The 24,359-nt window shown below is 73.6% G+C and carries 24 protein-coding genes and 3 pseudogenes; 6 read left to right on the forward strand and 21 right to left on the reverse strand.

What is annotated here, in order from left to right; all coding sequences use genetic code 11:
• The first annotated feature begins 60 nt into the window (after positions 1-60).
• Both ACFQZ6_RS26850 and ACFQZ6_RS26855 read left to right on the forward strand, forming a co-directional pair.
• Positions 61-1,503, forward strand: coding sequence for an aldehyde dehydrogenase (locus ACFQZ6_RS26850; RefSeq protein WP_381618674.1), 1,443 nt, complete (start codon positions 61-63; stop codon positions 1,501-1,503).
• Between the two features lie 111 nt (positions 1,504-1,614).
• Positions 1,615-1,812: a hypothetical protein gene (locus ACFQZ6_RS26855; RefSeq protein ID WP_381618677.1), complete on the forward strand. Its 198-nt coding sequence runs from the start codon at positions 1,615-1,617 to the stop codon at positions 1,810-1,812.
• Positions 1,813-1,817: 5 nt separating this feature from the next.
• Here the strand turns inward: ACFQZ6_RS26855 and ACFQZ6_RS26860 are convergent.
• The 3 genes and pseudogenes from ACFQZ6_RS26860 to ACFQZ6_RS26870 form a co-directional block, all read right to left on the reverse strand.
• A pseudogene (locus ACFQZ6_RS26860) lies at positions 1,818-3,364 on the reverse strand (dolichyl-phosphate-mannose--protein mannosyltransferase).
• 4 nt (positions 3,365-3,368) lie between these two features.
• On the reverse strand, positions 3,369-3,704 hold the full coding sequence (locus ACFQZ6_RS26865; RefSeq protein ID WP_381613631.1) for a hypothetical protein: 336 nt from the start codon (positions 3,702-3,704) through the stop codon (positions 3,369-3,371).
• A 10-nt stretch (positions 3,705-3,714) separates the two neighbouring features.
• Complete coding sequence (locus tag ACFQZ6_RS26870) at positions 3,715-4,275, reverse strand: SigE family RNA polymerase sigma factor (protein ID WP_381613634.1); 561 nt, start codon at positions 4,273-4,275, stop codon at positions 3,715-3,717.
• Positions 4,276-4,498: 223 nt separating this feature from the next.
• Here ACFQZ6_RS26870 and ACFQZ6_RS26875 point away from each other — a divergent pair, with 223 nt between their 5' ends.
• A complete protein-coding gene (locus tag ACFQZ6_RS26875; protein WP_381613637.1) occupies positions 4,499-4,927 on the forward strand; it encodes an Ohr family peroxiredoxin in 429 nt (142 codons plus the stop codon).
• Positions 4,928-5,050: 123 nt separating this feature from the next.
• Here the strand turns inward: ACFQZ6_RS26875 and ACFQZ6_RS26880 are convergent, their stop codons facing one another.
• The 6 genes from ACFQZ6_RS26880 to ACFQZ6_RS26905 all read right to left on the reverse strand — a co-directional run bounded on the left by ACFQZ6_RS26880 (position 5,051) and on the right by ACFQZ6_RS26905 (position 10,387).
• Entirely contained in the window at positions 5,051-5,518 is a 468-nt protein-coding gene (locus tag ACFQZ6_RS26880) for a hypothetical protein (protein WP_381613640.1), read from the reverse strand.
• A gap of 76 nt (positions 5,519-5,594) precedes the next feature.
• Complete coding sequence (locus tag ACFQZ6_RS26885) at positions 5,595-6,158, reverse strand: CGNR zinc finger domain-containing protein (protein WP_381613643.1); 564 nt, start codon at positions 6,156-6,158, stop codon at positions 5,595-5,597.
• A 61-nt stretch (positions 6,159-6,219) separates the two neighbouring features.
• On the reverse strand, positions 6,220-7,824 hold the full coding sequence (locus ACFQZ6_RS26890) for an ABC-F family ATP-binding cassette domain-containing protein (RefSeq protein WP_381613646.1): 1,605 nt from the start codon (positions 7,822-7,824) through the stop codon (positions 6,220-6,222).
• A gap of 82 nt (positions 7,825-7,906) precedes the next feature.
• Positions 7,907-9,541 (reverse strand): ABC-F family ATP-binding cassette domain-containing protein, encoded by a 1,635-nt coding sequence (locus ACFQZ6_RS26895; RefSeq protein ID WP_381613649.1) that lies wholly within the window; start codon positions 9,539-9,541, stop codon positions 7,907-7,909.
• Positions 9,542-9,887: 346 nt separating this feature from the next.
• Entirely contained in the window at positions 9,888-10,106 is a 219-nt protein-coding gene (locus ACFQZ6_RS26900; protein ID WP_381613652.1) for a hypothetical protein, read from the reverse strand.
• Complete coding sequence (locus tag ACFQZ6_RS26905) at positions 10,103-10,387, reverse strand: SsgA family sporulation/cell division regulator (protein ID WP_381613655.1); 285 nt, start codon at positions 10,385-10,387, stop codon at positions 10,103-10,105. Before ACFQZ6_RS26905 ends, ACFQZ6_RS26900 begins: the two co-directional genes overlap by 4 nt.
• A gap of 244 nt (positions 10,388-10,631) precedes the next feature.
• Between ACFQZ6_RS26905 and ACFQZ6_RS26910 the strand changes: the two are divergent.
• Positions 10,632-11,464 (forward strand): annotated as a pseudogene (locus ACFQZ6_RS26910) (alpha/beta hydrolase).
• Between the two features lie 89 nt (positions 11,465-11,553).
• Positions 11,554-11,922, forward strand: a complete 369-nt coding sequence (locus tag ACFQZ6_RS26915) for a LytR/AlgR family response regulator transcription factor (RefSeq protein ID WP_381613658.1) — start codon at positions 11,554-11,556, stop codon at positions 11,920-11,922.
• A gap of 12 nt (positions 11,923-11,934) precedes the next feature.
• On the opposite strand, the pseudogene ACFQZ6_RS26920 reads toward ACFQZ6_RS26915, so the two are convergent.
• A pseudogene (locus ACFQZ6_RS26920) lies at positions 11,935-12,045 on the reverse strand (DNA-binding response regulator); the annotation flags it as partial.
• 129 nt (positions 12,046-12,174) lie between these two features.
• Between ACFQZ6_RS26920 and ACFQZ6_RS26925 the strand changes: the two are divergent.
• Entirely contained in the window at positions 12,175-12,849 is a 675-nt protein-coding gene (locus ACFQZ6_RS26925) for a phosphatase PAP2 family protein (RefSeq protein ID WP_381613661.1), read from the forward strand.
• A gap of 7 nt (positions 12,850-12,856) precedes the next feature.
• Here the strand turns inward: ACFQZ6_RS26925 and ACFQZ6_RS26930 are convergent, their stop codons facing one another.
• From ACFQZ6_RS26930 to ACFQZ6_RS26980, 11 genes are read right to left on the reverse strand one after another with little or no spacing between them, the layout of a single operon-like run.
• Positions 12,857-14,176: a glutamate-1-semialdehyde 2,1-aminomutase gene (locus ACFQZ6_RS26930; protein ID WP_381613664.1), complete on the reverse strand. Its 1,320-nt coding sequence runs from the start codon at positions 14,174-14,176 to the stop codon at positions 12,857-12,859.
• 6 nt (positions 14,177-14,182) lie between these two features.
• Positions 14,183-14,749, reverse strand: a complete 567-nt coding sequence (locus tag ACFQZ6_RS26935; protein ID WP_381613667.1) for a dTDP-4-dehydrorhamnose 3,5-epimerase family protein — start codon at positions 14,747-14,749, stop codon at positions 14,183-14,185.
• Positions 14,746-15,954 (reverse strand): polysaccharide pyruvyl transferase family protein, encoded by a 1,209-nt coding sequence (locus ACFQZ6_RS26940; protein ID WP_381613670.1) that lies wholly within the window; start codon positions 15,952-15,954, stop codon positions 14,746-14,748. Before ACFQZ6_RS26940 ends, ACFQZ6_RS26935 begins: the two co-directional genes overlap by 4 nt.
• Complete coding sequence (locus ACFQZ6_RS26945; RefSeq protein ID WP_381613673.1) at positions 15,951-16,898, reverse strand: glycosyltransferase family 2 protein; 948 nt, start codon at positions 16,896-16,898, stop codon at positions 15,951-15,953. The genes ACFQZ6_RS26940 and ACFQZ6_RS26945 overlap by 4 nt, the downstream gene beginning before the upstream one ends.
• Positions 16,895-18,193: a hypothetical protein gene (locus tag ACFQZ6_RS26950; protein ID WP_381613676.1), complete on the reverse strand. Its 1,299-nt coding sequence runs from the start codon at positions 18,191-18,193 to the stop codon at positions 16,895-16,897. Before ACFQZ6_RS26950 ends, ACFQZ6_RS26945 begins: the two co-directional genes overlap by 4 nt.
• On the reverse strand, positions 18,190-19,473 hold the full coding sequence (locus tag ACFQZ6_RS26955; RefSeq protein ID WP_381613679.1) for a DUF4910 domain-containing protein: 1,284 nt from the start codon (positions 19,471-19,473) through the stop codon (positions 18,190-18,192). Before ACFQZ6_RS26955 ends, ACFQZ6_RS26950 begins: the two co-directional genes overlap by 4 nt.
• Positions 19,461-20,486, reverse strand: coding sequence for an NAD-dependent epimerase/dehydratase family protein (locus ACFQZ6_RS26960; RefSeq protein ID WP_381613682.1), 1,026 nt, complete (start codon positions 20,484-20,486; stop codon positions 19,461-19,463). The genes ACFQZ6_RS26955 and ACFQZ6_RS26960 overlap by 13 nt, the downstream gene beginning before the upstream one ends.
• Before the next feature lie 3 nt (positions 20,487-20,489).
• Positions 20,490-21,137, reverse strand: coding sequence for a PIG-L deacetylase family protein (locus ACFQZ6_RS26965; RefSeq protein WP_381613685.1), 648 nt, complete (start codon positions 21,135-21,137; stop codon positions 20,490-20,492).
• Positions 21,134-21,931, reverse strand: coding sequence for a glucose-1-phosphate cytidylyltransferase (locus ACFQZ6_RS26970; protein WP_381613688.1), 798 nt, complete (start codon positions 21,929-21,931; stop codon positions 21,134-21,136). The genes ACFQZ6_RS26965 and ACFQZ6_RS26970 overlap by 4 nt, the downstream gene beginning before the upstream one ends.
• Positions 21,931-23,163: a class I SAM-dependent methyltransferase gene (locus ACFQZ6_RS26975; protein ID WP_381613690.1), complete on the reverse strand. Its 1,233-nt coding sequence runs from the start codon at positions 23,161-23,163 to the stop codon at positions 21,931-21,933. Before ACFQZ6_RS26975 ends, ACFQZ6_RS26970 begins: the two co-directional genes overlap by 1 nt.
• A complete protein-coding gene (locus ACFQZ6_RS26980) occupies positions 23,164-24,357 on the reverse strand; it encodes a glycosyltransferase (protein WP_381613693.1) in 1,194 nt (397 codons plus the stop codon).
• Positions 24,358-24,359 lie beyond the last annotated feature (2 nt).

The raw sequence follows: 24,359 nt of genomic DNA on the forward strand, positions 1-24,359 counted from the left end.
GCGAATAGTTGAGTGAAGTGCTACATTAAAGTGACAGTTATGGAGAAGGAGAAACACCGCATGATCACCTACGACCGGCTCTTCATCGGAGGCGCCTGGACCGAGCCGAGCGACCCCGGGCTGCTCGACATCGCCTCGCCGCACGACCGGTCCGTGGTCGGCCGCGCCGCACAGGCCCGGCCAGCGGACGTCGACCGCGCGGTCGCCGCGGCGCGGGAATCCTTCGAGGCGGGCGCGTGGCGCCTGACCCCGCCCGCGGAACGCGTCGCCACGCTGCGCCGGTTCAACGCGCTGCGCGAGGAGGACGCCGAGCGGATCGCCCAGTTGATCTCGCTGGAGAACGGCTCGGCGGGCTGGTTCACCCGTGCCGGTCAGCCCGGTCTCACCCGGCAGGCCAACGCCTATCTGAAGGCGGCCGAGGAGTTCCCCTGGGAGGAGACGCTCGCCCCCTCCGACCCGGCGTCCCCGGTGCGCAGCGTGGTGCGCCGCGAGGCGGTCGGTGTCGTCGCCGCCGTCATCCCGTGGAACTCGCCCTTCTCCTCGGCCACTTCGAAGATCATCCCGGCCCTGCTCGCCGGTAACTCCGTGATCCTGAAGGTGTCCCCGGAGAACTCGCTCAGCATGGGCTTCCTGGCCGGGCTGCTGGAGCGGGTCGGTCTTCCCGAGGGCGTGGTCAGCGTGCTGCCCGCGGACCGGGAGACCAGTGAGTACCTGGTCTCGCACCCGGAGGTCGACAAGATCGCCTTCACCGGCTCCACCCGGGCCGGGCGCCGGATCGCCGCGATCGCGGGCGAGCGGCTCAAGCGGGTCAGCCTGGAGCTGGGCGGCAAGTCCGCCGCGATCATCCTGCCGGACGCCGACCTCGAACGGGCCGTGGCGGGCCTGAAGTTCGGCTCCCTGCTCAACAACGGCGAGTCCTGCATCGCCCAGACCCGCATCCTCGCGCCGCGCGGCCGGTACGAGGAGGTCGTGGCCGGACTCAGGACGCTGGTGGAGTCGCTCAAGGTCGGCGACCCGAGCGACCCCGACACCTTCGTCGGCCCGATGATCCGCCCCGACCAGCAGGACCGGGTACGCCACTACATCCGGCTCGGCATCGAGGAGGGCGCCCGCCTGGTCACCGGCGGCCCACAGATCCCCGAGGGCCTGGAGAAGGGCAACTACGTCACCCCCACGGTCTTCGCCGACGTCGACAACTCCATGCGGATCGCGCAGGAGGAGATCTTCGGCCCGGTCCTGGTGGTCATCCCCTACGACGACGAGGACGACGCCGTCCGCATCGCCAACGACTCCGAGTACGGCCTCTCCGGCGGCGTCTGGTCCGCCGACGAGGAGCACGCCCTCGCCGTCGCCCGGCGCGTCCGCACCGGCACCGTCACGGTCAACGGCGCCCCCGTCGCCTTCGACGGCCCGTTCGGCGGCTTCAAGGCCAGCGGCGTCGGCCGCGAGTACGGCGCGGTCGGCCTCGGCACCTACACCGAGTACCAGACCATCACCGTCTGAGCGTCACCGGCTTGACAGGTGACGCGAGAGGGGTCATGCTGAAGGCCGTCCCAGACGACGAGACGCCGTCCACGAGCGAAGAAGTGGAGCACGGTCATGAACAGCAAGGTCATGAACGAGGGGCCCGGCACGGAAGCCGTCGAAGCGGCGGTACGGCACGCGCGGTTCGGCGCGCTCCCCGAGCGCATACGCTTCGAGGACATGACCGAAGGCGTCGAGGCCACCCCCTCCGGCGGGGCGAACGCGTCGTACGACCCCGCGGGTTCGTGGAAGTTCTATTCCTGCCTCGCCCTCGACCTGGGCCTCTAGACCGCTCACACCCAGGTGTCGAGCCACATCCTGGCGTGCCAGTCGGCGTACGGAACCGTCTGCCCGGTGTACAGCGGGAAGAAGTGGACGAAGTTCCAGGCGATCAGCAGCACCAGCCCGCTCGCCGCCAGCGCACCGCCCACCCGCCGTCCCCTCGACGCGCGCGGCGAACCCCACAGCGCGCCCAGCAGCACCGTGACGGCCAGGCACAGGTACGGCACGAAGACGACCGCGTAGAACGAGAAGACCGTACGGTCCTGGTACAGGAACCAGGGCAGGTAACCGGCGCCCACCCCGCACAGGACGGCACCGGAGCGCCAGTCGCGGCGCAGCGCCCACCGGTGGAGCAGGTAGACGAGCGCGCAGCACGCCGACCACCACAGCGCCGGTGTGCCCAGCGCGAGGATCGTCTGCGAGCAGTCGGCCGTCGAGCGGCAGCCGTCCACGCCGGGCGGCGGTGACGCGTAGTGGAACAGCACGGGGCGGCCGAGGACCAGCCAGCTCCAGGGGTTCGACTCATACGTGTGCGGCGTGTGCAGCCCCACGTTGAAGTCGTACACCGCGTGCTCGTAGTGCCACAGGCTCCGCAGTGGCGCCGGGACCCACGCCCAGGTGCCGCCGCGGCCGTCGGCCCAGTGCCGCCCGTAGCCGCCGTCGGAGCGGAACCAGCCCGTCCAGGTCGCCAGGTACGTCACGGCGGCGACCGGGACGAGGGAGGTCACCGACCAGGCGGCGTCCCGGCGCAGCACCGCGCGCCACGGCCGGTACGCGCCCGCCACCCGCCGGGCGCCGACGTCCCAGAGCAGGGTGAGCGCCACGAAGAAGGCGAGGAAGTACAGGCCGTTCCACTTGGTCGAGGCCGCCAGCCCCAGGCAGACACCGGCCGCGAGCCGCCAGGGCCGCACACCTGTCCCGGCGTGGTCGCCGGTGTGCGCGTCCGGGCGCACCCGGCCGTCCGTGCCGACCGGGAGGGCCGCCGTGAGCCGGACCGCACGGCGTCCCGGTCGACGAGCAGACAGCCGAACGCGGCCAGCGCGAAGAACATCACGACGAGATCGAGCAGGGCGACGCGGCTCATCACCAGGTGCAGCCCGTCCAGCGCGAGCAGCAGCCCGGCCAGACAGCCCAGCGGCGTCGAGCGGAACAGACGGCGTCCGACGCGGCACAGCATCAGCACCGACAGCGTGCCGAGCAGTGCCGTCATGACACGCCAGCCGAACGGGTTGAGGCCGAACGCCCACTCACCCACGGCGATGACCCACTTGCCCGTCGGCGGGTGTGCGACGAAGGCCCCGGTGTCGGAGAGGGACGTCACCTGCGGGTCGGCCAGGAGCTGCGGGTCGGCGACCTTCCGGTCCGGCCAGGTGCCCTCGTAGCCGAGCCGCAGCATGGCCCAGGCGTCCTTGGCGTAGTACGTCTCGTCGAACACCACCGCCCGTGGACTGCCCAGCCGCCAGAACCGCAGCACCCCCGCGAGCAGCGCCACCAGCAGCGGCCCGCCCCACCCCGACCAGCGCGCCAGCCGCCCGCACGCGGACGTGTGAGGACCCACGGCGTCAGCCCGCCGCGCGGGAGGCGGGTGTCGGCAGCGGCACACCCTGGGCCGAGGCGCCGGGGCGGACGGTCGACGGCATCGGGGCCGACTCGGTCGAGGTGACCGGGCGGGGCCGCGGACCGCCGGAGCCGCCCTGCGCGAACGGCCCCGCCGCCAGCAGCAGTCCGACGGCGACCCCGGCGGCGGTCAGCACGGAGCCGGTGGCCATCCACACCCGCCGCGCCCGCCGCCGGGCCCGGACACCGGCCCGCAGGCGGGCCCGGTGCCGCTCCTCGTAGGGCGCTTCCCGCTGGCCGTCCCGCATCAGGCGGCTCAGCTCCCGCTCGAAGTGATCCATGGCTCCCTCTTCACTCAACCGGCTCGACGGGCTGGAGCGCGTCGCCGTGTCCGACCGCCTCGGTCGGCCCGACCGGATCGCCCGGCTCGGCCATCAGCTGCCGCAGCCGCGCCACGCCCCGCGCCGTGAGCGAGCGGGCCGTCCCCACTGGGCGTCCCAGCGCCTGCGCCACCTGCCGCTCGGGCAGGTCCTGGTAGTACCGCAGCACCACCGCGGCCCGCTGCCGCGCCGACAGTAGCGCCAACACGGCCTCAAGGCGGGTGCGTTCGGCCACGTCGGCGGCCTCGTCGTCCACGCCGGGCGGCTCGGGCAACTGCCCCACCGGCTGCTCGCCCCACCAGCGTCGGCGCGCCGACCGGGCCGCGGCCCGGACCAGCACCCGCCGCACATACGCCTCGGGCGCCTGCCCCGCCACCCTCGGCCAGGCGAACCACAGCTTGACCAGCGCCTCCTGGAGCAGGTCCTCCGCCCGGTGCCGGTCGCCCCCCGTGAGCAGCCGCGCCAGATGGAGCAGCGCCGACCAGCGTGCCGCCACGAACCGGTCGAACTCATCGGTCGGCAACCGCCCCATCGAGTCGACCCCTTGTCCTCCGCCGCCGCGCACACGCCCCCTGCACCTACTACAAAGACGCTGGCCCCCACCCCGCTATGCACTCCCGTCTGGTGGCGTGGATCACACACTCCTCCCCGCATACCCATCCGTCACCGCCTTGACTGGTGACGTGTCGCGCCGTCATGATTTCATCACCACCTGAACCGGTGACGAAAGATCAGAACAGATGGGGAGTACGGCCATGGCAGTCAGCTACACGGCAGTTGTCGACGTCGACGGGGAAGGCCGGAACGGCGGTCACGTCCGTTCCTCGGACGGCCTGTTGGAGACCGGCCTCGCCATCCCCAAGGAGTTCGGCGGCGCCGGTACGGCGACCAACCCCGAGCAACTCCTGGCCGCTGGCTGGGCCGCCTGTTTCCTCGGCGCCCTGCGCCGCGCCGCCGCCCTCCGTGAGGTCCGGCTCACCAGCACCAGCATCACCGCGGAGATCACCCTCACCCACGGCGACGACGGCGAGTTCTCCCTCGCCGCAGTCCTCAGTCCCGTCCTCGGCGGCGTCGACCAGGCCACCGCCCGGGAACTCGCCGAGGCCGCCCACCAGATCTGCCCCTACTCCAAGGCCACGCGCGGCAACATCCCGGTCACCATCGACGCCAGCGCGGCGGCCTGAGCCATGGCACACGTCTCCCTGTGGCGCTGGTGGAACTGGGCGGAGAGCGTGGTGTTCTCGGGGTACGGCCCGTCGGCCTCCCGTTTCCTGTGACCGTCCCCTACGACTTCCTGTGACCGTCCCCTACGACGGCGTCACGGTGTACAGGACCGAGCGCTGCTGCTTGTGGCGTTGGACGCGGCCCTTGGCGACCAGGGACTCCAGGGTGTTGCGCACCACCTGAGGGGTGGGGTTGCGGTCCGGGTGCTTCTGAAGGAGTTCGTCCCGCAGCTCCTTCGCCAGCCGGGGTTCCTCGTACTGGGCCAGCAGTTCCGTCAGCAGGTCACCGAGCAGCGGCGGGCGCGACTTCGTCTTCGCGCCCGCCTTCGGCATGTCCGGCTCGTCCTGGGACTGCTCGGGCGGCCGGGAGGGGTCCGCGGCATCCTCGTACCGCTCGGCGAGGGTGATGATGTCCGACAGGAGGGCCTCCTCCTGCTTCAGCGCGGTGATCCGCTCCGCCAGCTCCCGCTGACGCCGACGGTTCTCCTCCAGGTCCGCCGCGGCCTGTGCCACGTACCGCGCCCGGAGTGTGGCGGCGGATTGGCTGGTCACAACCGGTCACTCCCTCGCTATGGATGACGTGTGCGCATGGTACCCACGTAGGTGTGTGCGCACCCGTCCGAGGGTGTCAGCGGGTGGCGGTGGCGGGCGCGGACTTCTTGCGGGCGCGGTACGCCGCCGCCTTGATCTTGTTGCCGCAGGACTCCATGCCGCACCACTGGCGCCGCATACCCCGGGAGCGGTCGATGTAGACCCGGGTGCACTCGGGGTTGCCGCACTCCTTCATCAGCGGCACGTCCGGGCCGCTGAGCAGTTCCACGGCCTGCCGGGCGACCGTCGCCAGCGCCTCGGCGGGCGTCGCCTCCGTGTGGCGCCCGGCCGGGGTGAGCTGGGGGGTCACCGGCGTCCCGCGCGCGGCGGAGTTCAGCACATCGAGTGCGGCGGTGTCGAACTCCTCGCCCAGCCGACGGTCGGTGACGAGCCGGTAGATCGCCTCGCGCACGGTCGTCGCCTCGCGGACGTCGTCCTCGCCGCCGTCGGTGATGGTGTCCACCAGACCGGACTCCAGGTACCAGGCGTTCAGCCGCTCCGGGGTCACGAACATCTCGAACCGGGTCGAACGCCGGGCCCGGAGTGTGGCCGCGAAGTCGAGAGCCGGGTGCCCGCACACGAAGACATGGTCAAGATTCACATCACCATCTTGACAGGTGACTCGTGGCGGGCGCAAGGACGGTCACCGGCCTCACCCGATGTCAGAGCCCCAGCCGGACCTCACGCCCCTGCCAGCGGCGGCGCAGCCAGCGGTCGTGGCTGGCGACGACGATCGCGCCGGGGCCGCCCGGTCCGAGGGCCGCCTCCAGTTCGTCGCACAGGCGCGGCGAGAGGTGGTTCGTGGGCTCGTCGAGCAGCAGGAGCTGGGGCGGACGGGCGACCAGGAGGGCCAGCGCCAGTCGGCGCCGCTGCCCAACCGACAGGTGGCCGACCGGTCTGTCCAGGTCCGCCCCGGGCAGCAGGCCGAGCGAGGCCAGCGGCACCTTCTCCGCGCGCTCGGCGCCGAGCGACCGCTCGTAGGTGTCGCGGACCGTGCGGTCGGGGCGGGCGAACACGGTGTCCTGGGTGAGCAGCCCCACCGTCAGCCGACGCCGCCGACGCACCACGCCCTCGGCCGGGAGCCGCCCGGCGAGCACGGCGAGCAGCGTCGACTTGCCCGCGCCGTTGCCGCCCGTGACCAGCAGCCGGTCGGCCGACGGGATCTCCAGGCCGTCCAGCGCCAGCCGCCCCGGCACCCGCACGTCGGCCAGTAAGACCAGGGGCCGCTGGTCGTCCTCGCCGGGCGCGGCCAGGTCACCGGCCGCGAACCGCAGCGGGCGCGGCGGCTCGGCGACCTGGACGCGCTCCAGTTCCGTGAGCCTGCGGGTGGCGTCGCGGACCCGGCGGGAGACCTGCCGCTGCACCCGCCCGGCCCGGTGGCCGTAGCCCATCTTCTCGTTGTCGGTACGGCCCCGGTCCGGCGCGACCCGGTGCGCCGTCACCCCCGCCGCCTGCCGCAGCTCGGCCAGCTCCCGCTGCTCCTCGGCGTACCGCCGCTCCCAGCGCTCCCGCTCGGCGGCCTGCTCCGCCAGGTACGCGCTGTAGCCGCCGCCGTACCGGACCGGCCCGTCGGCGGCCGGGTCGAGGTCGATCAGGTCGGTGCAGACGGCGTCGAGGAACGCCCGGTCATGGCTGGCGACGACCACCGTGCCGGGCAGGGCGCGGAGCTGTTCCTCCAGGAAGGCGGCGGCGCCGTCGTCGAGGTGGTTGGTCGGCTCGTCCAGCAGCAGCGCCGCGGGACGGCGTACGAGCAGGGCGGCCAGGGCGAGACGGCCGCACTGGCCGCCGGAGAGCGAACCGAGGGTGCGTCCGGGCCCGAGGGCGCCGAGGCCGAGGCCCTCCAGGACGAGGGCGGCGCGGCGGTCGGCGTCCCAGGACTCGCGGTGCTGGGCCAGCTCCAGGCGCCTGCCGTAGGCGTCGAGGAGGCCGGGGTCCTCCGGGGCGCGGGCCAGCTCAGCGCCGAGCCGGTCCAGTTCGGCGAGGTCCTCGCGGGCCTCGCGCAGCGCCTCGTCCAGCACCGCCGCGAGGGTGGCCTGGGCGTCGTACGGCAGCTCCTGGTGGAGGAAGCCCAGGTCGGCGGGGCGGGTGACGGTGCCCGCGTCGGGCTGGTCGACGCCCGCGAGGACGCGCAGCAGGGTGGACTTGCCGACGCCGTTCTCCCCGATCAGGCCGATGCGGTGGCCGGGGGCGGCGGTCAGGGAGACGCCGTCGAGGACGCGACGGCCGCCCGGGGCGCGGACGACGTCGTGAGCGATCAGTGCGGACACGGGTGTTCCCCAGGAGGTGAGCGGTGGACGGCCCGCCGGGCGCCGGGCGCCTCGGACGCGGGCCAGGGCACACGTCACCGGCTCACACCTCGGGCGCCCCCGTCTCCTGGAGTGTGCCGTCCGCCAGGCGCAGCCAGCGGTTCACCCCGATCTCGGCGAGGAACCGCTCGTCGTGGCTGACCACCATGAAGGCGCCCCGGTAGGAGTTGAGCGCGCTCTCCAGTTGGCCCGCGCTGACCAGGTCGAGGTTGTTGGTCGGCTCGTCGAGCAGCAGCAGGTGCGGGGCCGGTTCGGCGCACAGCACGCAGGCCAGGGTGGCGCGCAGCCGTTCGCCGCCGGAGAGCACCCCGACCGGCAGGTGGGCGCGGGCGCCCCGGAAGAGGAAGCGGGCGAGCAGGTTCATGCGCTCCGCCTCGGGCCGCTCGGGGGCGTACGCGGCGAAGTTCTCCGCGACGCTGCGGTCCAGGTCCAGCAGGTCCAGGCGCTGCGAGAGGTAGGCGATCCGCCCGTCGTTGCGCCTGACCTCCCCGGCGTACGGGGTGAGGTCGCCGGTGACCAGCCGCATCAGGGTGGTCTTGCCCGCGCCGTTGGGCCCGGTCAGCGCGATGCGTTCGGGGCCGCGGACGGTCAGGTCGATCCCGGCCGGGGCGAAGACGTCCCGGTCCCCGAGCCGGACCCGCATCCCCGTGCCGAGGAACAGGTTGCGTCCGGCGGGCACCTGGGTGTCGGGCAGTTCCAGGGTGAGGCGCTGCTCGTCGCGCAGGGCGCGCCCGGCCTCGTCCAGGCGGGCCCTGGCCTCGCTGACGCGGGCGCCGTGCAGGGTGCCGGACCTGCCCGCGGCCTCCTGCGCGCCGCGCTTCATGGTGCCCGCGAAGATCTTGGGCAGTCCGGCGTTCTTGAGGTTCCTGGAGGCGTTGCTCATCCGGCGCTCGGCGCGTTCGCGGGCCTGCTGCGCCTCCCGCTTCTCCCGCTTCAGCTCCTGCTCGGCGTTGCGGACGTTCTTCTCCGCGACCTCCCGCTCGGCGCGCACGGCCTCCTCGTAGGCGGTGAAGTCGCCGCCGTAGAGGCGGAGTTCGTCGCTGCCGAGTTCCGCGACGCGTTCCATGCGGTCGAGCAGCGCGCGGTCGTGGCTGACCAGCAGCAGACAGCCGGTGAAGTCGGTGAGCACGTCGTAGAGCTGGTGCCGGGCGTCGGCGTCGAGGTTGTTGGTGGGCTCGTCGAGCAGCAGGACGTCGGGGCGCCTGAGCAGTTGGGCGGCGAGGCCGAGGGAGACGACCTGGCCGCCGCTGAGGGTGCCCAGGCGGCGGTCCAGGGTGAGGTCGGTCAGGCCGAGGCGGTCGAGCTGGGCGCGGGTGCGCTCCTCGATGTCCCAGTCGTCGCCGATGGTGGCGAAGTGCTTCTCGTCGACGTCGCCGGACTCCACGGCGTCCAGCGCGCGGATCACCTCGGCGACCCCGAGCACCTCGGCGACGGTGAGGTCGCCGGTCAGGGGGAGGCTCTGCGGCAGGTAGCCGAGGGTGCCGGTGACGGAGACCGAGCCGGTGGTGGGCCGCAGTTCACCGGCGATCAGCCTGAGCAGGGTGGACTTGCCGGAGCCGTTGGGCGCGACCAGGCCGGTGCGGCCGGTGGGCACGGTGAAGGACAGGTCGTGGAAGACCGGGGTGTCGTCGGGCCAGGCGAAGGTGAGGTGGGAGCAGACGATCGCGGCGTGGGACATGTGAGGTGACCTCGGAGATGACGAGGGCAGAGCTTGGACCTCTGCCCTGGGCAGACGTGGGGGAAGCGGGTACGACGAGCCCGACCACCTCGGCAGCGCCTCTGTGCGCGCCGGTGGCCGTCAGCTCCGGATCTCATCCGGAGATGTCGTCTTCACCCACCACGTCTGTGACTCCTCGATCGACGGTCAACGTCTTCCCCAGGCTAACACCCGCCTCGACTGACGGCGGTTGACCGCTCTCAGGCGTCGTTGAACAGCCCCATGGCCCCATGCAAGGATCGTCACCAGTCAAACCGGTGACGGCGCGAGCGCCGCACACGTGTGCCGCCATGTGTCTGCCGCACACCTACTTCTCCTCTGGATGGGAAATCATGAGACGACTGCTGACTGTCCTCGCCGCGGGTGTGCCGCTCGCCGCCGCCGTGTGTCTGCCGACCGCCTCGGCGCAGACGCAGGGCGCCTCCGCCACCACCCCGCCCTCCTGCTCGGCGCCGTCGGTGGAGGCGCCGACCGGGACCAGGGTCGAGTCGGTGACCGCGGCCAGCCAGGAAGGCGGCACCCTCACCGGCACCGGCGTCCTGGGCGGCTCGGTCTCCGGCGTCCCGGCCTACTGCGAGGGTTGGGCAGCGCGGGCCACATCCTTACGTCGCCGCAGCCGCTCATCGCCGTCAGGCCGCCGTGCAGGAGTTCCCGGCCGATGCGCCAGCTGACGCCCGGCCCGCGCTCCGCCAGGAACTCGACGGTGATCACCGCGGGAGTGGCCGGGTCGAAGCGGAACTCCGCGCGGATCGGCAGCGGCGTGAACTCGTCGAGCAACTGATCGACGTCCAGGGACAGCGGGGGCACGGACTCGGGCGCGGAACGCGCCTTGCGAACGGCACCCGCACATCGGTCAGTTGACGGTCGGGTGCCGTCACCGGTTGACCTAAGTCATCGGCGGACCTCCGCACAGGTGTGAGGGGGAAGGTTCTTTCCCAGGCAGAAACCTGTCTCTCCCGCGGACGGGACGGACACCGGATGGTGGAGGTGTGCCCGGCGGAGACCGGGCGCTCCACACCCCGTACGTCACCTTTCCTGAGGAGTGTTTCCCATGGCCAGGACCCGCGTCGGCTTCGACAGCGCCGGTATCGAGATCGCCGCCCACCTCTACGTCCCCGACGGCCCGGCCGTCGGCCCCCGTCCGGCGCTGGTGGTGGGACACCCCGGCACCGGGGTGAAGGAGCAGACCTCCGTGGGCTCGAGGACCCCGCCCAGCGCGTCGAGGACTTCAAGGCCGCCGTCTCCTACCTCACCACCCGCGCGGAGGTCGACCCCGACCGCATTGGCCTGCTCGGCGTCTGCGCCTCCGGTGGCTACTCGCTGGCGGCGACCGGCGGCGACCACCGCGTCCGGGCCGTCGCGACCGTCTCCACCGCCGAGCCCGCCCGCCAGTTCCGCTTCGGCGCCGACGGCTCCCAGGACCCGGCCGTCTTCCAGGCCCTCCTGGACGCCGCCGCCCAGGCCCGCACCCGCGCCGCGCGCGGCGAGGACCCCGGGGTGCTGACGATGTTCCCCGAGACCGCCGAGGAGGCGGGCGCCCTGGGCGGCGAGCACGGCGTCGAGGGCTGGGAGTACTACTGCGGTGCCCGCGGCTACCACGAGCGCTCCGCGAAGTTCCTGACCTGGGACAGCGTCGACAAGATGGCCGCCAGCGACGTCTTCCGCGCCGTCCCCCTGATCGGCCCGCGCCCCGTCCTCCAGATCATCGGCGAGCGCGCGGTGACCGCCTGGATGGCGGTCGAGGCGCACCGGGCGGCCACCGGCCCCGCGGAGCTGTACCGGATCCCCGGCGCCAGCCACGTCGACCTCTACGACAAGCGCGAGTACGTCGACCAGGCCGTCGACAAACTCGCCGACCACTTCACCGCCCACCTCGGCAAGTGACCCGGTGGGGGCGCCTACGGCACGCGCTACGGCAAACCGTAGGGCTCCCCCTATGGTCCGGCCGCGAAAGGGTTCGGCATCCTGGGGGCATGTGCATCAACATCGTCGTCGTCGACGACGACCCCGGGTTCCGCCGCGTCGCCGCGATGCTGCTGGCGGCGCGGGGCCTGCGTGTCGTGGCGGAGTCCGAGGACGGCGCCTCGGCCCTGGCCGCGGTGCGGACCCACCGTCCCGACGGGCTGCTGCTCGACCTGCACCTGCCCGACCAGGACGGACTGACCGTGGCGCGCCGACTGGCCGAGGAGGACGACCCGCCACGGATCGTACTGACCTCCACCGACAAGTCGTTCTGGTCGCCGGAGGAGCTGGAGAGGGCCGGGATCAGGTCCTTCGTCGCCAAGGACAGGCTCTTCGACGCCGACCTGCGGGGCCTGTTCGCGCCCGCCGCCGGTTCCTGAGACGGGCCGCGCCTACTGCCCGAGGTACCGCAGCACCGCCAGGACCCGCCGGTGCCGCCCGGTCGCCGTCTGACTGAGCCCCAGCTTCATGAAGACGCCGGTCACATGCCGCTCGACCGCCCCCGCTCTCCGACGGCTCGGCGCCGCCCCGCGGTGAGGCGGCCGCGCGGGTGGGTGGGCGGATGGTCGGGGTGCCGTCCGAGGGGTGAGCGTGGGCGGCCGGGCCGCGCTGACCGACGTTAGGGTGGCCGCATGGTCAGCGACTTACGGGCGGGTGCCGTGCGGCCCGCGGTGCTGTCCCCGGCGTTGCGGGCGTGGCTGGGGCCGGTCGCGGTCCTCGCCGCGCTGGTGGTCGCCCTGCTCGGGGGGCGGTACGCGGGCGACGGCGAGGCGGGCAGGGTGGACGAGCGGGTCTGGTCGGCGCTTGAGGGGGTGCCGTCGCCGTGGCGGGACGTCGCGCGCGCCGTCGACTTCCTCGGGGAGCCCGTGGGCGCGGCGGCGCTGGTCGCCGTCGCCGGGGCCGGTTGCCTGCTGCTGCGGCGTCCGCGCGCCGCGGTGCTCCTCGTCGTCGCCGTCACCCTGGCGGTGGGCGCGGCGACGGGGCTGAAGCACCTGGTGGGGCGCACCATCCACGGCGCCGACAACCTGTCGTACCCGAGCGGGCACACCGCCTTCCTCACCGCCGTCGCCCTCACGCTGGCGCTGCTCGCGGCCGGGCGGCTCGGCCTCGGCGGGGCCGCGGGGGCGGCGCTCGTGCTCGGCGCGGGAGTGGCCGCCGGGGCCGCCATGGGCTGGGCGCAGGTCGTCCTCGGCGCGCACTACCCGACCGACGTCCTCGGCGGCTGGTGCACCGCGCTCGCGCTGGTACCGGCGTCGGCGTGGTGCGTCGACCGGCTCGCGGACACCGGTCGGCGCCAGCGCGGCTGACGGTACGTCAGGCCCGGCGCCGGAACACCGGCTTCACCGGGCGTCCGCCCAGCCACGGCGTCGGGTCCGCCGCGTCCAGGGCCTTGCGGTACACCGCGCACGCCTGGGCCACCACGTCCACGGTGTGGTCGATGTCGGCCTCGGTGAGCGCGGCGCTCACCACGAACGACGGCGCCAGCACCCCGCCGGTCAACAGGCGGCGCAGGAACAGGGTGCGGTACTCCTGCGACGGCCGCCCCCGCTCGTCGAGGGTGGCGAAGACCAGGTTGCTGGCCCGGTCCCGGACGACGACGTGCTCATCGACGCCCATGCTGGCCGCCGCGTCCCGCACCCCGGCCGCCAGCCGCTCCCCGAGGGCGTGCAGCCGCGCCGTGACGCCCTCCTCGACGTAGGTGGCCTGCACGGCCATCGCGGCGGCCAGCGCGTGCGTCTCCGCGCCGTGCGTCGTCGACAGCAGGAACACCCGGTCGCCGGAGTGCCGCAGCCCGCCCCGCTCCATCAGCTCCCGGCGCCCGGCCAGCGCGGAGACCGCGAACCCGTTGCCCAGCGCCTTCCCGAACGTCGACAGGTCGGGCGTGACGCCGTACAGCCCCTGCGCGCCCGCCTCCGACCAGCGGAAACCGGTGATCATCTCGTCGAAGACCAGGACGCAGCCGTGCCGGTCGGCCAGCGCCCGCAGCCCCGCCAGATAGCCGGGCGGCGGCTCGGTGTGGGTGGCGGCCTCCAGGATCAGGCAGGCGATCTCACCCTCGTGCCGGGTGAGCAGCTCCTCCGTGGCGGCCAGGTCGCCGTACGGGAACGTCACCGTGAGGCCGGTGTCCGGGATACCGGCGTCCATCGGCGTCGTCCCGATGAACCAGTCGTCGGTCGAGAAGAACGGGTGGTCGGCGCAGAGGGCCACCTTGGCGCGTCCGGTTACGGCGCGGGCCAGCCGCACCGCCGCGGTCGTCGCGTCGGAGCCGTTCTTCGCGAACTTCACCATCTCCGCGGTCGGCACCGTCGCCAGGAAGCGTTCCGCGGCCTCGACCTCCAGCAGGGACGGCCGGACGAAGTTGCCGCCGCGGTCGAGTTCGCGCCGCACCGCCTCGCTCACCCGCGGGTGGGCGTGGCCGAGGCTGACCGACCGCAGCCCGGAGCCGTACTCGACGTACCGGTTGCCGTCGACGTCCCACACGTGGGCGCCCCGGCCGTGGCTGATGACCGGGGCCAGGCCCTCGGGGTACTGGTCGTCGCCCTTGGCGTAGGTGTGCGCGCCGCCGGGGACCAGGGCGTGCAGCCGCTCGTTCGCCGCCCGCGACCGGGGGAGCGAGAACTCTTCGGTGTCCATGCCGACTTACCTTTCCGTCTGTTCCAGGTCCAGCCGCTTCAGGACGGCGGCGAGGCTCGGCGCCTCCCGGTCCCGCTGGGACGCCGACGTCACCGGCAGCGGCCAGGGGATGGCGAGGTCCGGGTCGTCGTAGGCGATGGTCACGTCCTCGGCCGGGTCGTGCGGGCGGTCGATCCGGTACGAGGTGTCGGCGGGCTCGGTCAGCGCCTGGAAGCCGTGCGCGCACCCGGCCGGGATGTAGACGCTGCGCTGGGTCGCGTCGGACAGCTCGAAGAACGCCCGGCCCAGGTACGTCGGGGAGTCGGGCCGCAGGTCCACCACGACGTCGAAGATCCGCCCGTACGAGCACCGCACCAGCTTGGCCTCGCCCGCGCCGGACCGCAGGTGCAGCCCGCGCAGCACGCCGCGCGCCGACCGGGAGACGCTGTCCTGCACGAAGGCGTCCGGGTCGAGGCCCACCGAGCGGACCACCTCGGCGTCGAAGGTGCGGGAGAAGAAGCCGCGTTCGTCGGCGTACGGCGTCGGCTCGAACAGGTAGGCCCCGTCGATCGCCGGGACTTCGGTGGCCTTCATGACGTCTCCCGCGGGGTGGTGTCGGGCGCCGGGAACAGCGCCGCCGTGAGCGCGGCGAACTGCCGCTCCAGGTGCCGGGTGGTGGCCGCGTTCCGCTCGGCGAGGGTCCGGCGCAGCTCCGGTGCCCGCTTCTCCAGCTCCCGGAACCGCTCCAGGAGCCGGTCGGCGTCGACCTCGCGGGCCGGGTGGCGGAACTCGGCCAGGCCCATCCGCGCCATGAGCGCGTCGCTCTTCGCGGCGTAGCTGAGGGCGAGCGTGGGGGTGCCGGTCTTCAGCGCGCAGACCAGGTTGTGGTACCGGGTGGCGACGACGGTGTCGGCCGCCGCCGTCTCCCGCATCAGGTCGGCGAGCGAGCCCGCCTCGGCGGCGGTGACCAGCGGCGAGTCCACCGCGGCGCGGATCGCGGCGACCACCGGGGCGTCGCAGCCGTCCCCGGTGAGCAGCCGTACCGGCCTGCCCTCCGCGACCAGCGCGCGCACGAACGCGGTCGTGCCGTCGAGGTAGCGGCGGTGGATCTCGGCGGCGCGGGCGCGGTCGTCGTCGCCGCCGTGGAAGTCCATGACACCCAGGCAGACAGCGCCGGGGCGGGGCTCGGGCGCGTCCGGCGTGGGCAGCGCGAACGCCAGGTCCGGGTAGACCTCGTCGCGGGCGGTGTCGACGCCCATCGCCCGCATCGCGTCCCGGGACAGCTCGTCGCGGTAGGACCGGTACGCGGCCAGCCGCGCCGACCAGCGCACCAGGGCCCGCGTCGACCGGTTGCCGATCCGGGCGGCGCCGACGCTGACCAGCGCCACCCGGGTGCCGAGCAGCCGCCCGCTCGCGCAGAGCAGGAACAGCGCGTACGGGAACCCCCAGGGCCGCAGCGGCAGCGTGGCCTCCAGGACGCCCATGCCCGGCACGATCACCACGTCGTGCCTCCGCACCCAGGCCGCGGTGCGGAAGACGTCGACGAGCTTGCCGAGGCCCTTGCCCACGATCGCGCCCGCGCGGGACGCCGTGCGGTACTCCCCGCGGTACCAGTGCAGCCGCGTCGCGGGGATGCCGTACCGCGCGGTGACCGCCTCGGGTCCGCCGCACAGCGCGTCCACCACCGCGTCCGGGTGCGCGTCCCGCAGGTAGCCGAGGACGGCCTCCAGCGACCCGTCGTTGCCGAGGTTGCCGGAGCCGAGCAGCCCGAACACCCCGACGCGCACGGGCGAACTCACGCGTGCCTCCCCTCGCGGCCCGCCACCAGGGCGTCGACGGAGACGTCGAACCTGGCCGGGTCGACCGGGGCGCGGTCCTCGACCCGCTCGCCCGCGCCCGGCCGGACCCGGCTCGTCGCCCACGCCGCCAGGTGGCGGTAGCAGGCGCGCCGGTCGGCCGGGGACAGCGGCGCCCGCCGGACCGCCGACACGAACCCCCACACGTACTCGGCGAGCAGCCGCGGCGTCGGGTGCAGCGGGCCCGCGCGGCGCGGGTCCAGGTTGACGCACCGGGAGCGCTTGGAGGGGTTGGCCCGCTCGGCGCGGGTGGGGTGGTCGCGGCGGAAGTACAGCAGCTCCGGCACCTGGTGGAACGGCCCGTGCAGGGTGATCTCCGCGACGAAGACGCGGTCGGCGTGGTGGAAGCTGTCGTGCGGGCGCACCCTGCGCAGCATGTCCGCGCGCATCACGCCGTAGAAGTCGTCGCCGCCGGGCTCGAACAGCAGGCTGCGGAACCGCTCCGGCGCGTGCGGGGAGTCGGTGGCGAGCGTGTACGCGTACGGCACCTTCACCCGTCCGTCGCCGTCGATGACCGCCTGCTCGGCGTGGGCGAGGATCACCTCGGGACGCTCGTCGAGCGCCTCCACGCAGCGGCGCAGCAGGTCGCGGGCGTACAGGTCGTCGTGCGAGGCCCACTTGAACAGCTCGCCACGGCACTCGGTGAAGACGTAGTTGTGGTTGGGGGCGGCGCCGATGTTCTTCGGCAGCCTGAGGTACCGGATACGGGAGTCCTTCGCGGCGTACCGGCGGCAGATGTCCTCGGTCCCGTCGGTCGAGGCGTTGTCGGAGATGACCAGCTCGAAGTCCTCGTAGGTCTGCCCGAGCAGCGCGTCGAGGGACTCGGCGAGGTACTCCTCGCCGTTGTAGACGGGCAGGCCGATGCTCAGCCTGGGGTGGGCGGTCATGACGTCCTCACTTCGGAAGGGTTGGGGTGGTGCTCGCGCAGGCCGGACCGCAGGTGCAGCCACCACACGGCCGAGCCGCCGACGGTGGCGGCGGCGACGCCCCACGCCGAGCCGACCACGCCGCCCACGGCCGCCCCGCCGAGGCCGCCGCCGACGTAGCAGGCGGAGTTGAACAACTGGGCGCGCAGGCTGCGCCGGGCCGCGCCGAGCGCGCGCAGTCCGGCCGCCGCGCCGGTGCCGAGCCCGGCGCCCGCGACCCCGAGGGTGGCCGGGAGGATCAGGTCGGCGGCGGACGGCCAGACGTCGCCGCCGAGCACCAGCTCACCGAGCCGGTCCGGCATCAGCAGCAGCGCCGCGCCCCACAGCAGCGCGGCGACGGCCTGCCCGCCGCCGAGCAGGAGGCAGAACGCGCCCAGGCGGTGCGGGGACCGGCGCAGCACCCGCGCCGCCTCCGCGACGGTGACCAGCGAGAGCCCCATCAGTATGGCCAGGAATGGGCCGAGCAGCAGTTCGGCGCCGCGCACCGCGCCCACCGCGCCGACCCCGACGATCACGCCGAGCCCGTAGGCGCGCAGCTGGCTCGCGCCGCTGACGCAGGTGTTCTCGACGAGGTAGCGGTAGCCGAGGTCGCGGTGGTCGCGGACCCAGGCGCGCGCGCCGGTCAGCCGGGGCCTGATCCCGGACTGGACGCCGCCGTACAGCGCGGCGACCGCGGCGGAGGCGCCCCAGGCCAGCACGAACGCGGCGACGGTGCCGACCCGGTCCGCCACCACCATGGCCGGGACCAGTCCGACGCCCCACACCACGTCGTTGACGAACGCCTTGCGCCCGGCTCCGGCGGCGAAGAACGCGTACCGCCAGGCGTCCTGGAGCATCAGCCCCGGCAGCACCACGCCGAGGCAGGCGAACGCGTCGCCCACCGGGCCGCCGACCGCGAGCCCGGCGACGAGGCAGCCCGCGCCGACGGCGCCGCCGACGCCGAGCGCGGTGCCCGAGGAACGGGCCACCGCCGGACGCCAGGAGCCCTCCGGCACCCCGCTGAAGCGCACCACGAGCGGGTCGGTGGCGAGCCCCCGGGAGACGCTGAGCACCACGCCGTACGTCACCCAGGCCAGGCTGAACGCGCCGAACGCGGTCAGCCCCAGCGAGCGGGCCACGTAGATGCCCACGGCGAAGTTGGTCAGGCTGGACGCCGCCTGGTCGGCCAGTCCCCAGGACAGGCGGCCGACGACGGCCCGCCGGGCGGACCCGGCCGGACGCGTCGCCTTCCCCCCTTCGGCGGTCACCGGCGTCATGCCTTGATCAGCCCGGCGTCGTGCAGGGCGTCGGCCGCGGCGGCGACGGTGTCGAACGGCAGCCCGGCCCGCTCGGCCACGTCCAGCAGCGTGTGCTCGCCGTCGGAGAGGCTGAGCACCCACAACATCGCCATCTGGGCCTCCTTGGCGTCGCTGCGCCCGCCGAGCGAGTCGTACAGTCCCCGGCGGCCCAACTGCGGCTCCCCGTACGGGCTGAGGTTGACGTAGCGCCGGTTGCGGTCCAGGACGCCGAACGCCTCCCGGCAGACGGCGAGCGTGTCGGCCAGCGCCGCCGGGGTGACGAAGCCGAGGTCGTCCGCCGAGGTGTGGTACTCGGGGTAGCCCGCGTACGGGGTCCGGCTGAGCGAGCCCACGCCGAGGTCGAACCCGGGGGAACAGAACTGCCGCTCGTCGTAGCCGTACGGCGTGAACTCCCGAATTTCGTGCGGGCGTTCGGAGGCGGCCAGGACGTGCGCCAGCACCCGGTCGATCTCCGCGTCGCCGCGCCTGCTCTTCTTGTACGTGAGCTGGCCCGGGTCCCCGGCGCAGGCCAGCACCAGGCCGTGCCTGACCCGGTCGATCCGCTCCGCGTTGCGGGCCAGCCAGGTGATCGCCCCGATGGTGCCGGGCGCGAACAGGAACCGGTAGGTGTAGTAGGGCCGTTGGTCCGCCAGCCAGCGCGCCAGGTGCGTCGCCACCGCGATCCCGGCGAGGTTGTCGTTGGCCAGCGACGGGTGGCAGACGTGGCAGGAGACGATCACCTCGTCCGGGACCTGCCCGGGGACCACGTGCTCGGCGTAGGTGAGGTGGCCGTCGGCGAGCGTGGAGTCGACGCGGACCGCGTAGTCGCCGTCCGGCAGCGCGTCCAGGGTCTCCTGCGCCAGGCAGAACCCCCACTCCGGCTGGTAGTAGCTGGTGCGGTACGGCACCCACGACGGGTGCTCCGGCAGGGTGTGCAGGTGCGGACGCAGCTCGGCCAGGGGCATGGTCCGGTCCACCGGCACGCTGTAGCCGAGGACGTGCAGGCTGGACGCCCGGAAGTCGACGACGCGGTTGCCGTCGGCGTCCGCGACGTACGCGTCCCGGATGTTCCACTCCTGCGGCACCGTCCAGTCCAGCACCTGGGTGCCGGTCGGCACCTCGTGCACGTCCAGCGGGAGGTACTCGCCGACGATGCCGAGGGTGGCCCGCACCCCGTCGCCCGTGATGCTGCGGCACAGCGGGTACAGCCGCTCCACCAGCGCGTACATGGCCTCGCCCGGCGCGGTCACCGGCGCCACCGCAGGGTGTCGTCGACGGTCCCGGCGTCGGAGGCGGCGCGCAGCACGGCGAGCCGGGTGAAGCGCCGGTCGAAGTCCTCCTGGGTGAGCCCGTGCGCGCGGTAGGCGTCCGCGAGTTCGAGGGCGCCCCGCCGCACCGTCCACTCGCAGTCGTAGCCGGGAACCGCCTCGCGGAACCGGGAGAAGTCCACCCGGTACGACCGCGGGTCGGCGCCGTTCTCCCCGGTGATCCGCACCTTGGACCCGGACACCGCCTCCGCGACCTGCTCGGCGATCTCCGCGACGGTGACGTTGTTGGCCTCGCTGCCGATGTTGAACGCCCGGTCGTGCACGTCACGCCGGGGCGCCACCAGCGCGGCGGCGAACGCGCGGGCGATGTCCGCGGCGTGCACCAGCGGACGCCACGGCGTGCCGTCGGAGAGCACCAGCACCTCACCGGAGAGCAGCGCGTGCCCGACGAGGTTGTTCAGCACGATGTCGGCGCGCAGCCGCGGCGAGTAGCCGAACGCGGTGGCGTTGCGCAGGTAGACGGGGCTGAAGTCGCCGTCCGCGAGCTGGTGCAGGTCGTCCTCCACCCGCACCTTCGACTCCGCGTACGGCGTCACCGGGCGCAGCGGGGCGTCCTCGCCGACCAGCTCGTCACCGCCCGCGGCGCCGTACACCGAGCACGTCGACGCGTACAGGAACCGCTCCACCCCGGCGTCCCGGGCCAGCCGGGCGAGCCGCACGGACGCGTGGTGGTTGATGTCGTAGGTGAGGTCGGGCGCCAGCGCGCCCAGCGGGTCGTTGGACAGCGCCGCCAGGTGGATCACGGCGTCCACCCCGGCGAGGTGCTCGGTGGTGACGTCGCGCAGGTCGACGCGGTGGCCGGGCGGGTCGGCGGGCATGGGGCCGAGGACGCAGTCGGCGAACAGGCCGGAGTCGAGGCCGACGACCTCGTGTCCGGCGGCGGTGAGGACCGGGGCCATCACGGTGCCCAGGTAGCCCTGGTGGCCGGTCAGCAGTACGCGCAAGGTTCAATCCCCCAGGTTTAGAGTGAGTTTGGTGACGGCGAACGCCTCGGCGTACCGGGCGTGGCACTCGATGCCGCGGATGCGGGCGAGCCCGAGGAACGCCTCCCGGTCGTACCAGGGCCGGTGCCGCTGCGAGGGGTAGTGCTCCTGGAGCAGCCGCACCTTCCGCTCGGCGGTCTCCGGGGCCAGCGGCTGGTACGCCGTGGGGCGGCCGAGGTCGCCGTCCCACTTGACGATCTCGTAGCCGAGGACGAGGTGGTCCCGGAACGCGGTCGTCACCAGCTTCGCCAGGCCGCGGTGGTCCTGGTGCGCGTCGTCGGTGCGCGGGGCCAGCAGCAGGTCGGGGTCGGTGCGCTCGCGCAGCTCCTCGACCGCCGTCTTGGCCTCCTCCCAGTGCGCGGGCAGCCGCCCGTCCGGCAGCTTGAGCACCGTCAGCCGCAGGTCGGCGTCGGGGCAGAACGCGGCGAGCGCGGCCCGCTCCTCCCGCTCCCGTTCGCCGCCCCCGCCGGACAGCACCAGCGCGTCGACGCGCAGGCCCGGCCGCGCCTGACACAGCGTCAGCAGAGTGCCGCCCGCGCCGATGGCGATGTCGTCGCAGTGCGCGCCCACCGCGGCGACCCGGTCCAGGCGCCCGGCGCCGAGCCCGATCACGCCGTCCCCACGGCGGCGCCGTCCCGCTCCCACACGGCCCACGGCCGGTCACCGCGGGCGTAGGCGGCGTCCAGCGCGGCCCGCTCCTTCACGGTGTCGGTCGGCTTCCAGAAGCCGCGGTGCTGGTAGGCCAGCAGCCGGCCGCGCTTGGCGAGCTGGCCGCAGCCGTCCGCGACCAGGTCGCCGTCCTGCGGTATGTGGTCGAAGACCTCCTGGCGGAGCACGAAGTAGCCGCCGTTCTCCCACAGCGGCAGCTCGCTCACCGCGGTGATCCCGCCGACCAGGCCGTCGTCGCCGAGGTCCACGCAGTGGAACGACGACTGCGGCGGCACCACCATCATCGACGCGCCCGCGTCCCGCCGCGCGAAGTTCTCGATCATCGCGGGCAGCGGGGCGTCGGTGAGCACGTCCGCGTAGTTGGCGAGGAACATCTCGTCACCGTCGAGGTGGTGCCGCACCCGGCGCAGCCGCTCCCCGATGGGGGACTCGATGCCGGTCTGCGCGAACGTGATCGTCCAGTCGGAGATGTCCGTGGACAGCAGCTCCGTCTGACCCCGGCGCAGCACGAAGTCGTTGGACGTCGTCTCCTCGTAGTTGAGGAAGAAGTTCTTGATGTGGTGGGCGCCGTAGCCCAGGCACAGGATGAACTCGGTGTGCCCGAAGTGCGCGTAGTAGCGCATCACGTGCCAGATCAGCGGGCGCGGACCGACCATCGCCATCGGCTTGGGCACGTCGTCGGCGGTGCCGTTGCGCATCCGCATCCCGTAACCGCCGCAGAACAGGACGACCTTCATCAGTTGACCTCGACAATGCTCAGTTCCGGGATGGGGAAGACGAGTCGGCCGCCCCACTCGCCCACGTAGGAGAGCTGCTCGACCAGTTCGGCCCGCAGGTTCCAGGGCAGAACGAGGACGTAGTCCGGCCGGTCGGCGGCGATCCGCTCGGGCGGCAGGATCGGGATGCGGGTGCCGGGGGTGAACCTGCCGTGCTTGTACGGGTTCCGGTCGACCGTGTACGCCAGCAGGTCGGGGCGGATGCCGCAGTGGTTGAGCAGGGTGTTGCCCTTGCCCGGGGCGCCGTAGCCGACGACCGTCTCGCCGCGCTCGGCGGCCCCGATGAGGAACTTCAGCAGGTCCCGGCGCACCTTCGCGACCCGGGCGCCGAACTCGGTGTACCCGGACAGCTCCTCAAGACCGGCCGCCTTCTCCCGCGCCAGGACGTCGGTGACGCGCGCCGTCGGCTCCCCGGCCACCTCGGCCGGGCGGGCCCACAGCCGGATCGAGCCGCCGTGCGTGGGCAGCAGTTCCACGTCCACCAGGGCGAGTCCGCCGCTGGCCAGCGCCCGGCTCGCGGAGGCGACCGTGTAGTACTGGAAGTGCTCGTGGTAGATCGTGTCGTACTGGTTCTCCTCGATCAGCGTCAGCAGGTGCTGCACCTCGACCGAGACCCAGCCGTCGTCGGCGACCAGGGCGCGCAGCCCCCGCGTGAAGCCGACCACGTCCGGGATGTGCGCGTACACGTTGTTGGCGACCACCAGGTCAGCCGGGCCGTGCTCGGCGCGCACGGCGGCGCCGGTGTCCGGGCTCAGGAACTCCGTGAGCGTCGGCACCCCGGCGTCGCGGGCCGCGGCGCCGACGTTCACCGACGGCTCCACGCCCAGGCAGCGGATGCCCCGGTCCACCACGTGCCGCAGCAGGTACCCGTCGTTGCTCGCCACCTCCACCACGAACGCGTCGGACCCGAGGCCCAGCCGCGCCACGGCGTCCTCGACGAACACCCGCGCGTGCTCCACCCAGGACGTCGAGTACGACGAGAAGTACGCGTACTCCTTGAACGTCTCCTCCGGGGTGATCAGCGGCGGCAACTGCGCCAGCCAGCAGTCGGTGCACACCCTCAGGTGCAGCGGGTACGCCGGTTCCGGCTGGTCGAGCTGGTCCGCGGCGAGAAAGCTCTCACACGGTGGCGTCGCCCCCAGATCGACGACGCTCACCAGCGCCGCCGAGCCGCAGAGTCGGCATCGTGACATCTAAGTCCCCCCATTGGTCTTGATCGCGGTGCGGTACTCGTCCACCAGGCGCTCCAGCCCGACGGCCGGGCTGAAGTCCTGCTCGTAACGGCGCCGGGCCGCCTCACCCATCTCCCGGTTACGCGCCGGATCCGCGCTGATCCGGCGCAGGCTGGACGCCAGCGAGGCGGGCTCGCCGGGCCGGTGCAGCAGCCCGGTCACGCCCTCCTCGACCAGTTCGACGAAGGCGCCGTGCCCGGCGGCGACGACCGGCACCCCGGCCGCCATCGCCTCCACGACCACCAGCCCGAACGCCTCCAGCCACGTCGAGGGAGCCACCACGGCGACCGACCGCGCGATGGCCGCGCGGCACTGGGCGGGGTCGTACAGGCCCACGTACCGCACGTCGTCGCGGCCCGCCGCCCACGCGGTCACCTCCCGCTCCAGCGGCCCCGTCCCGGCGATCACCAGCGGCACGCCGACCCCACCGGCCGCGGCGAGTTCGTCCCACGCGGCCATCAGCAGCCGCACGCCCTTGGTCTCCGCGAGGCGGCCCAGGTACAGCAGGTGCTCCCCGGGGCCGGTGCGGCGGGCGTCGGGGTCGGGGACGAAGTTGTGCTTCACCGCCAGCCGTTCCCGTGGCATCCCGGAGCGCACCAGGACCTCCCGCTGCGCCGCCGAGATGCACAGGAACCGGGTCACGCCACTCCACCAGCGCCGCCGGTTCACCGACAGGCTCACCGCCAGCGGCACCGTCGCCAGCCGCGAGTCGCGGTAGCAGCCGTGCCGTACGGCGGGCAGCGGCGACCCGCCGACGCACTCCGAGCACGGCCGCCCGTCCCGCTGGAGCGTGCCCGGCGGGCAGACCTGCGTGTAGTTGTGCAGCGTCGCCACCGCGGGCACCCCGGCGTCGGCGCAGGCGGCCAGCACCGCGGGCGACAGCAGCGGGAAGACGTTGTGCACGTGCACCACGTCCGGCCGCTCCGCGCGCAGCCGCGCCGCCAACTGCCGGCGCACCGCAGGGTTCCACGGCACCAGCAGCGGCAGCGCGGCCTTGCCCGGCAGGGAGCGGGCGGCGATGTCGTCGCTGCGCCGCTCGAACACGCCGACCCGGTGGCCGCCCTCCCGCAGCAGCGCCACCTCCTGGTCGACGACCTTGTTCTCCCCGCTCGGCTGCGCCGAGGCGTAGCGGTTGTGCACCACGAGCACGTGCATGG

The organism is Streptomyces flavalbus (genome assembly GCF_042674625.1).
Lineage (GTDB): Bacteria > Actinomycetota > Actinomycetes > Streptomycetales > Streptomycetaceae > Streptomyces > Streptomyces flavalbus.

Bases quoted from the DNA above. Each gene is read 5' to 3' on its own strand.
- ACFQZ6_RS26850 (WP_381618674.1), top strand. From the start codon at position 61: ATGATCACCTACGACCGGCTCTTCATCGGAGGCGCCTGGACCGAGCCG.
- ACFQZ6_RS26855 (WP_381618677.1), top strand. From the start codon at position 1,615: ATGAACGAGGGGCCCGGCACGGAAGCCGTCGAAGCGGCGGTACGGCAC.
- ACFQZ6_RS26865 (WP_381613631.1), bottom strand. From the start codon at position 3,704: ATGGATCACTTCGAGCGGGAGCTGAGCCGCCTGATGCGGGACGGCCAG.
- ACFQZ6_RS26870 (WP_381613634.1), bottom strand. From the start codon at position 4,275: ATGGGGCGGTTGCCGACCGATGAGTTCGACCGGTTCGTGGCGGCACGC.
- ACFQZ6_RS26875 (WP_381613637.1), top strand. From the start codon at position 4,499: ATGGCAGTCAGCTACACGGCAGTTGTCGACGTCGACGGGGAAGGCCGG.
- ACFQZ6_RS26895 (WP_381613649.1), bottom strand. From the start codon at position 9,541: ATGTCCCACGCCGCGATCGTCTGCTCCCACCTCACCTTCGCCTGGCCC.
- ACFQZ6_RS26915 (WP_381613658.1), top strand. From the start codon at position 11,554: ATGTGCATCAACATCGTCGTCGTCGACGACGACCCCGGGTTCCGCCGC.
- ACFQZ6_RS26925 (WP_381613661.1), top strand. From the start codon at position 12,175: ATGGTCAGCGACTTACGGGCGGGTGCCGTGCGGCCCGCGGTGCTGTCC.
- ACFQZ6_RS26930 (WP_381613664.1), bottom strand. From the start codon at position 14,176: ATGGACACCGAAGAGTTCTCGCTCCCCCGGTCGCGGGCGGCGAACGAG.
- ACFQZ6_RS26935 (WP_381613667.1), bottom strand. From the start codon at position 14,749: ATGAAGGCCACCGAAGTCCCGGCGATCGACGGGGCCTACCTGTTCGAG.
- ACFQZ6_RS26945 (WP_381613673.1), bottom strand. From the start codon at position 16,898: ATGACCGCCCACCCCAGGCTGAGCATCGGCCTGCCCGTCTACAACGGC.
- ACFQZ6_RS26950 (WP_381613676.1), bottom strand. From the start codon at position 18,193: ATGACGCCGGTGACCGCCGAAGGGGGGAAGGCGACGCGTCCGGCCGGG.
- ACFQZ6_RS26970 (WP_381613688.1), bottom strand. From the start codon at position 21,931: ATGAAGGTCGTCCTGTTCTGCGGCGGTTACGGGATGCGGATGCGCAAC.
- ACFQZ6_RS26975 (WP_381613690.1), bottom strand. From the start codon at position 23,163: ATGTCACGATGCCGACTCTGCGGCTCGGCGGCGCTGGTGAGCGTCGTC.
- ACFQZ6_RS26980 (WP_381613693.1), bottom strand. From the start codon at position 24,357: ATGCACGTGCTCGTGGTGCACAACCGCTACGCCTCGGCGCAGCCGAGC.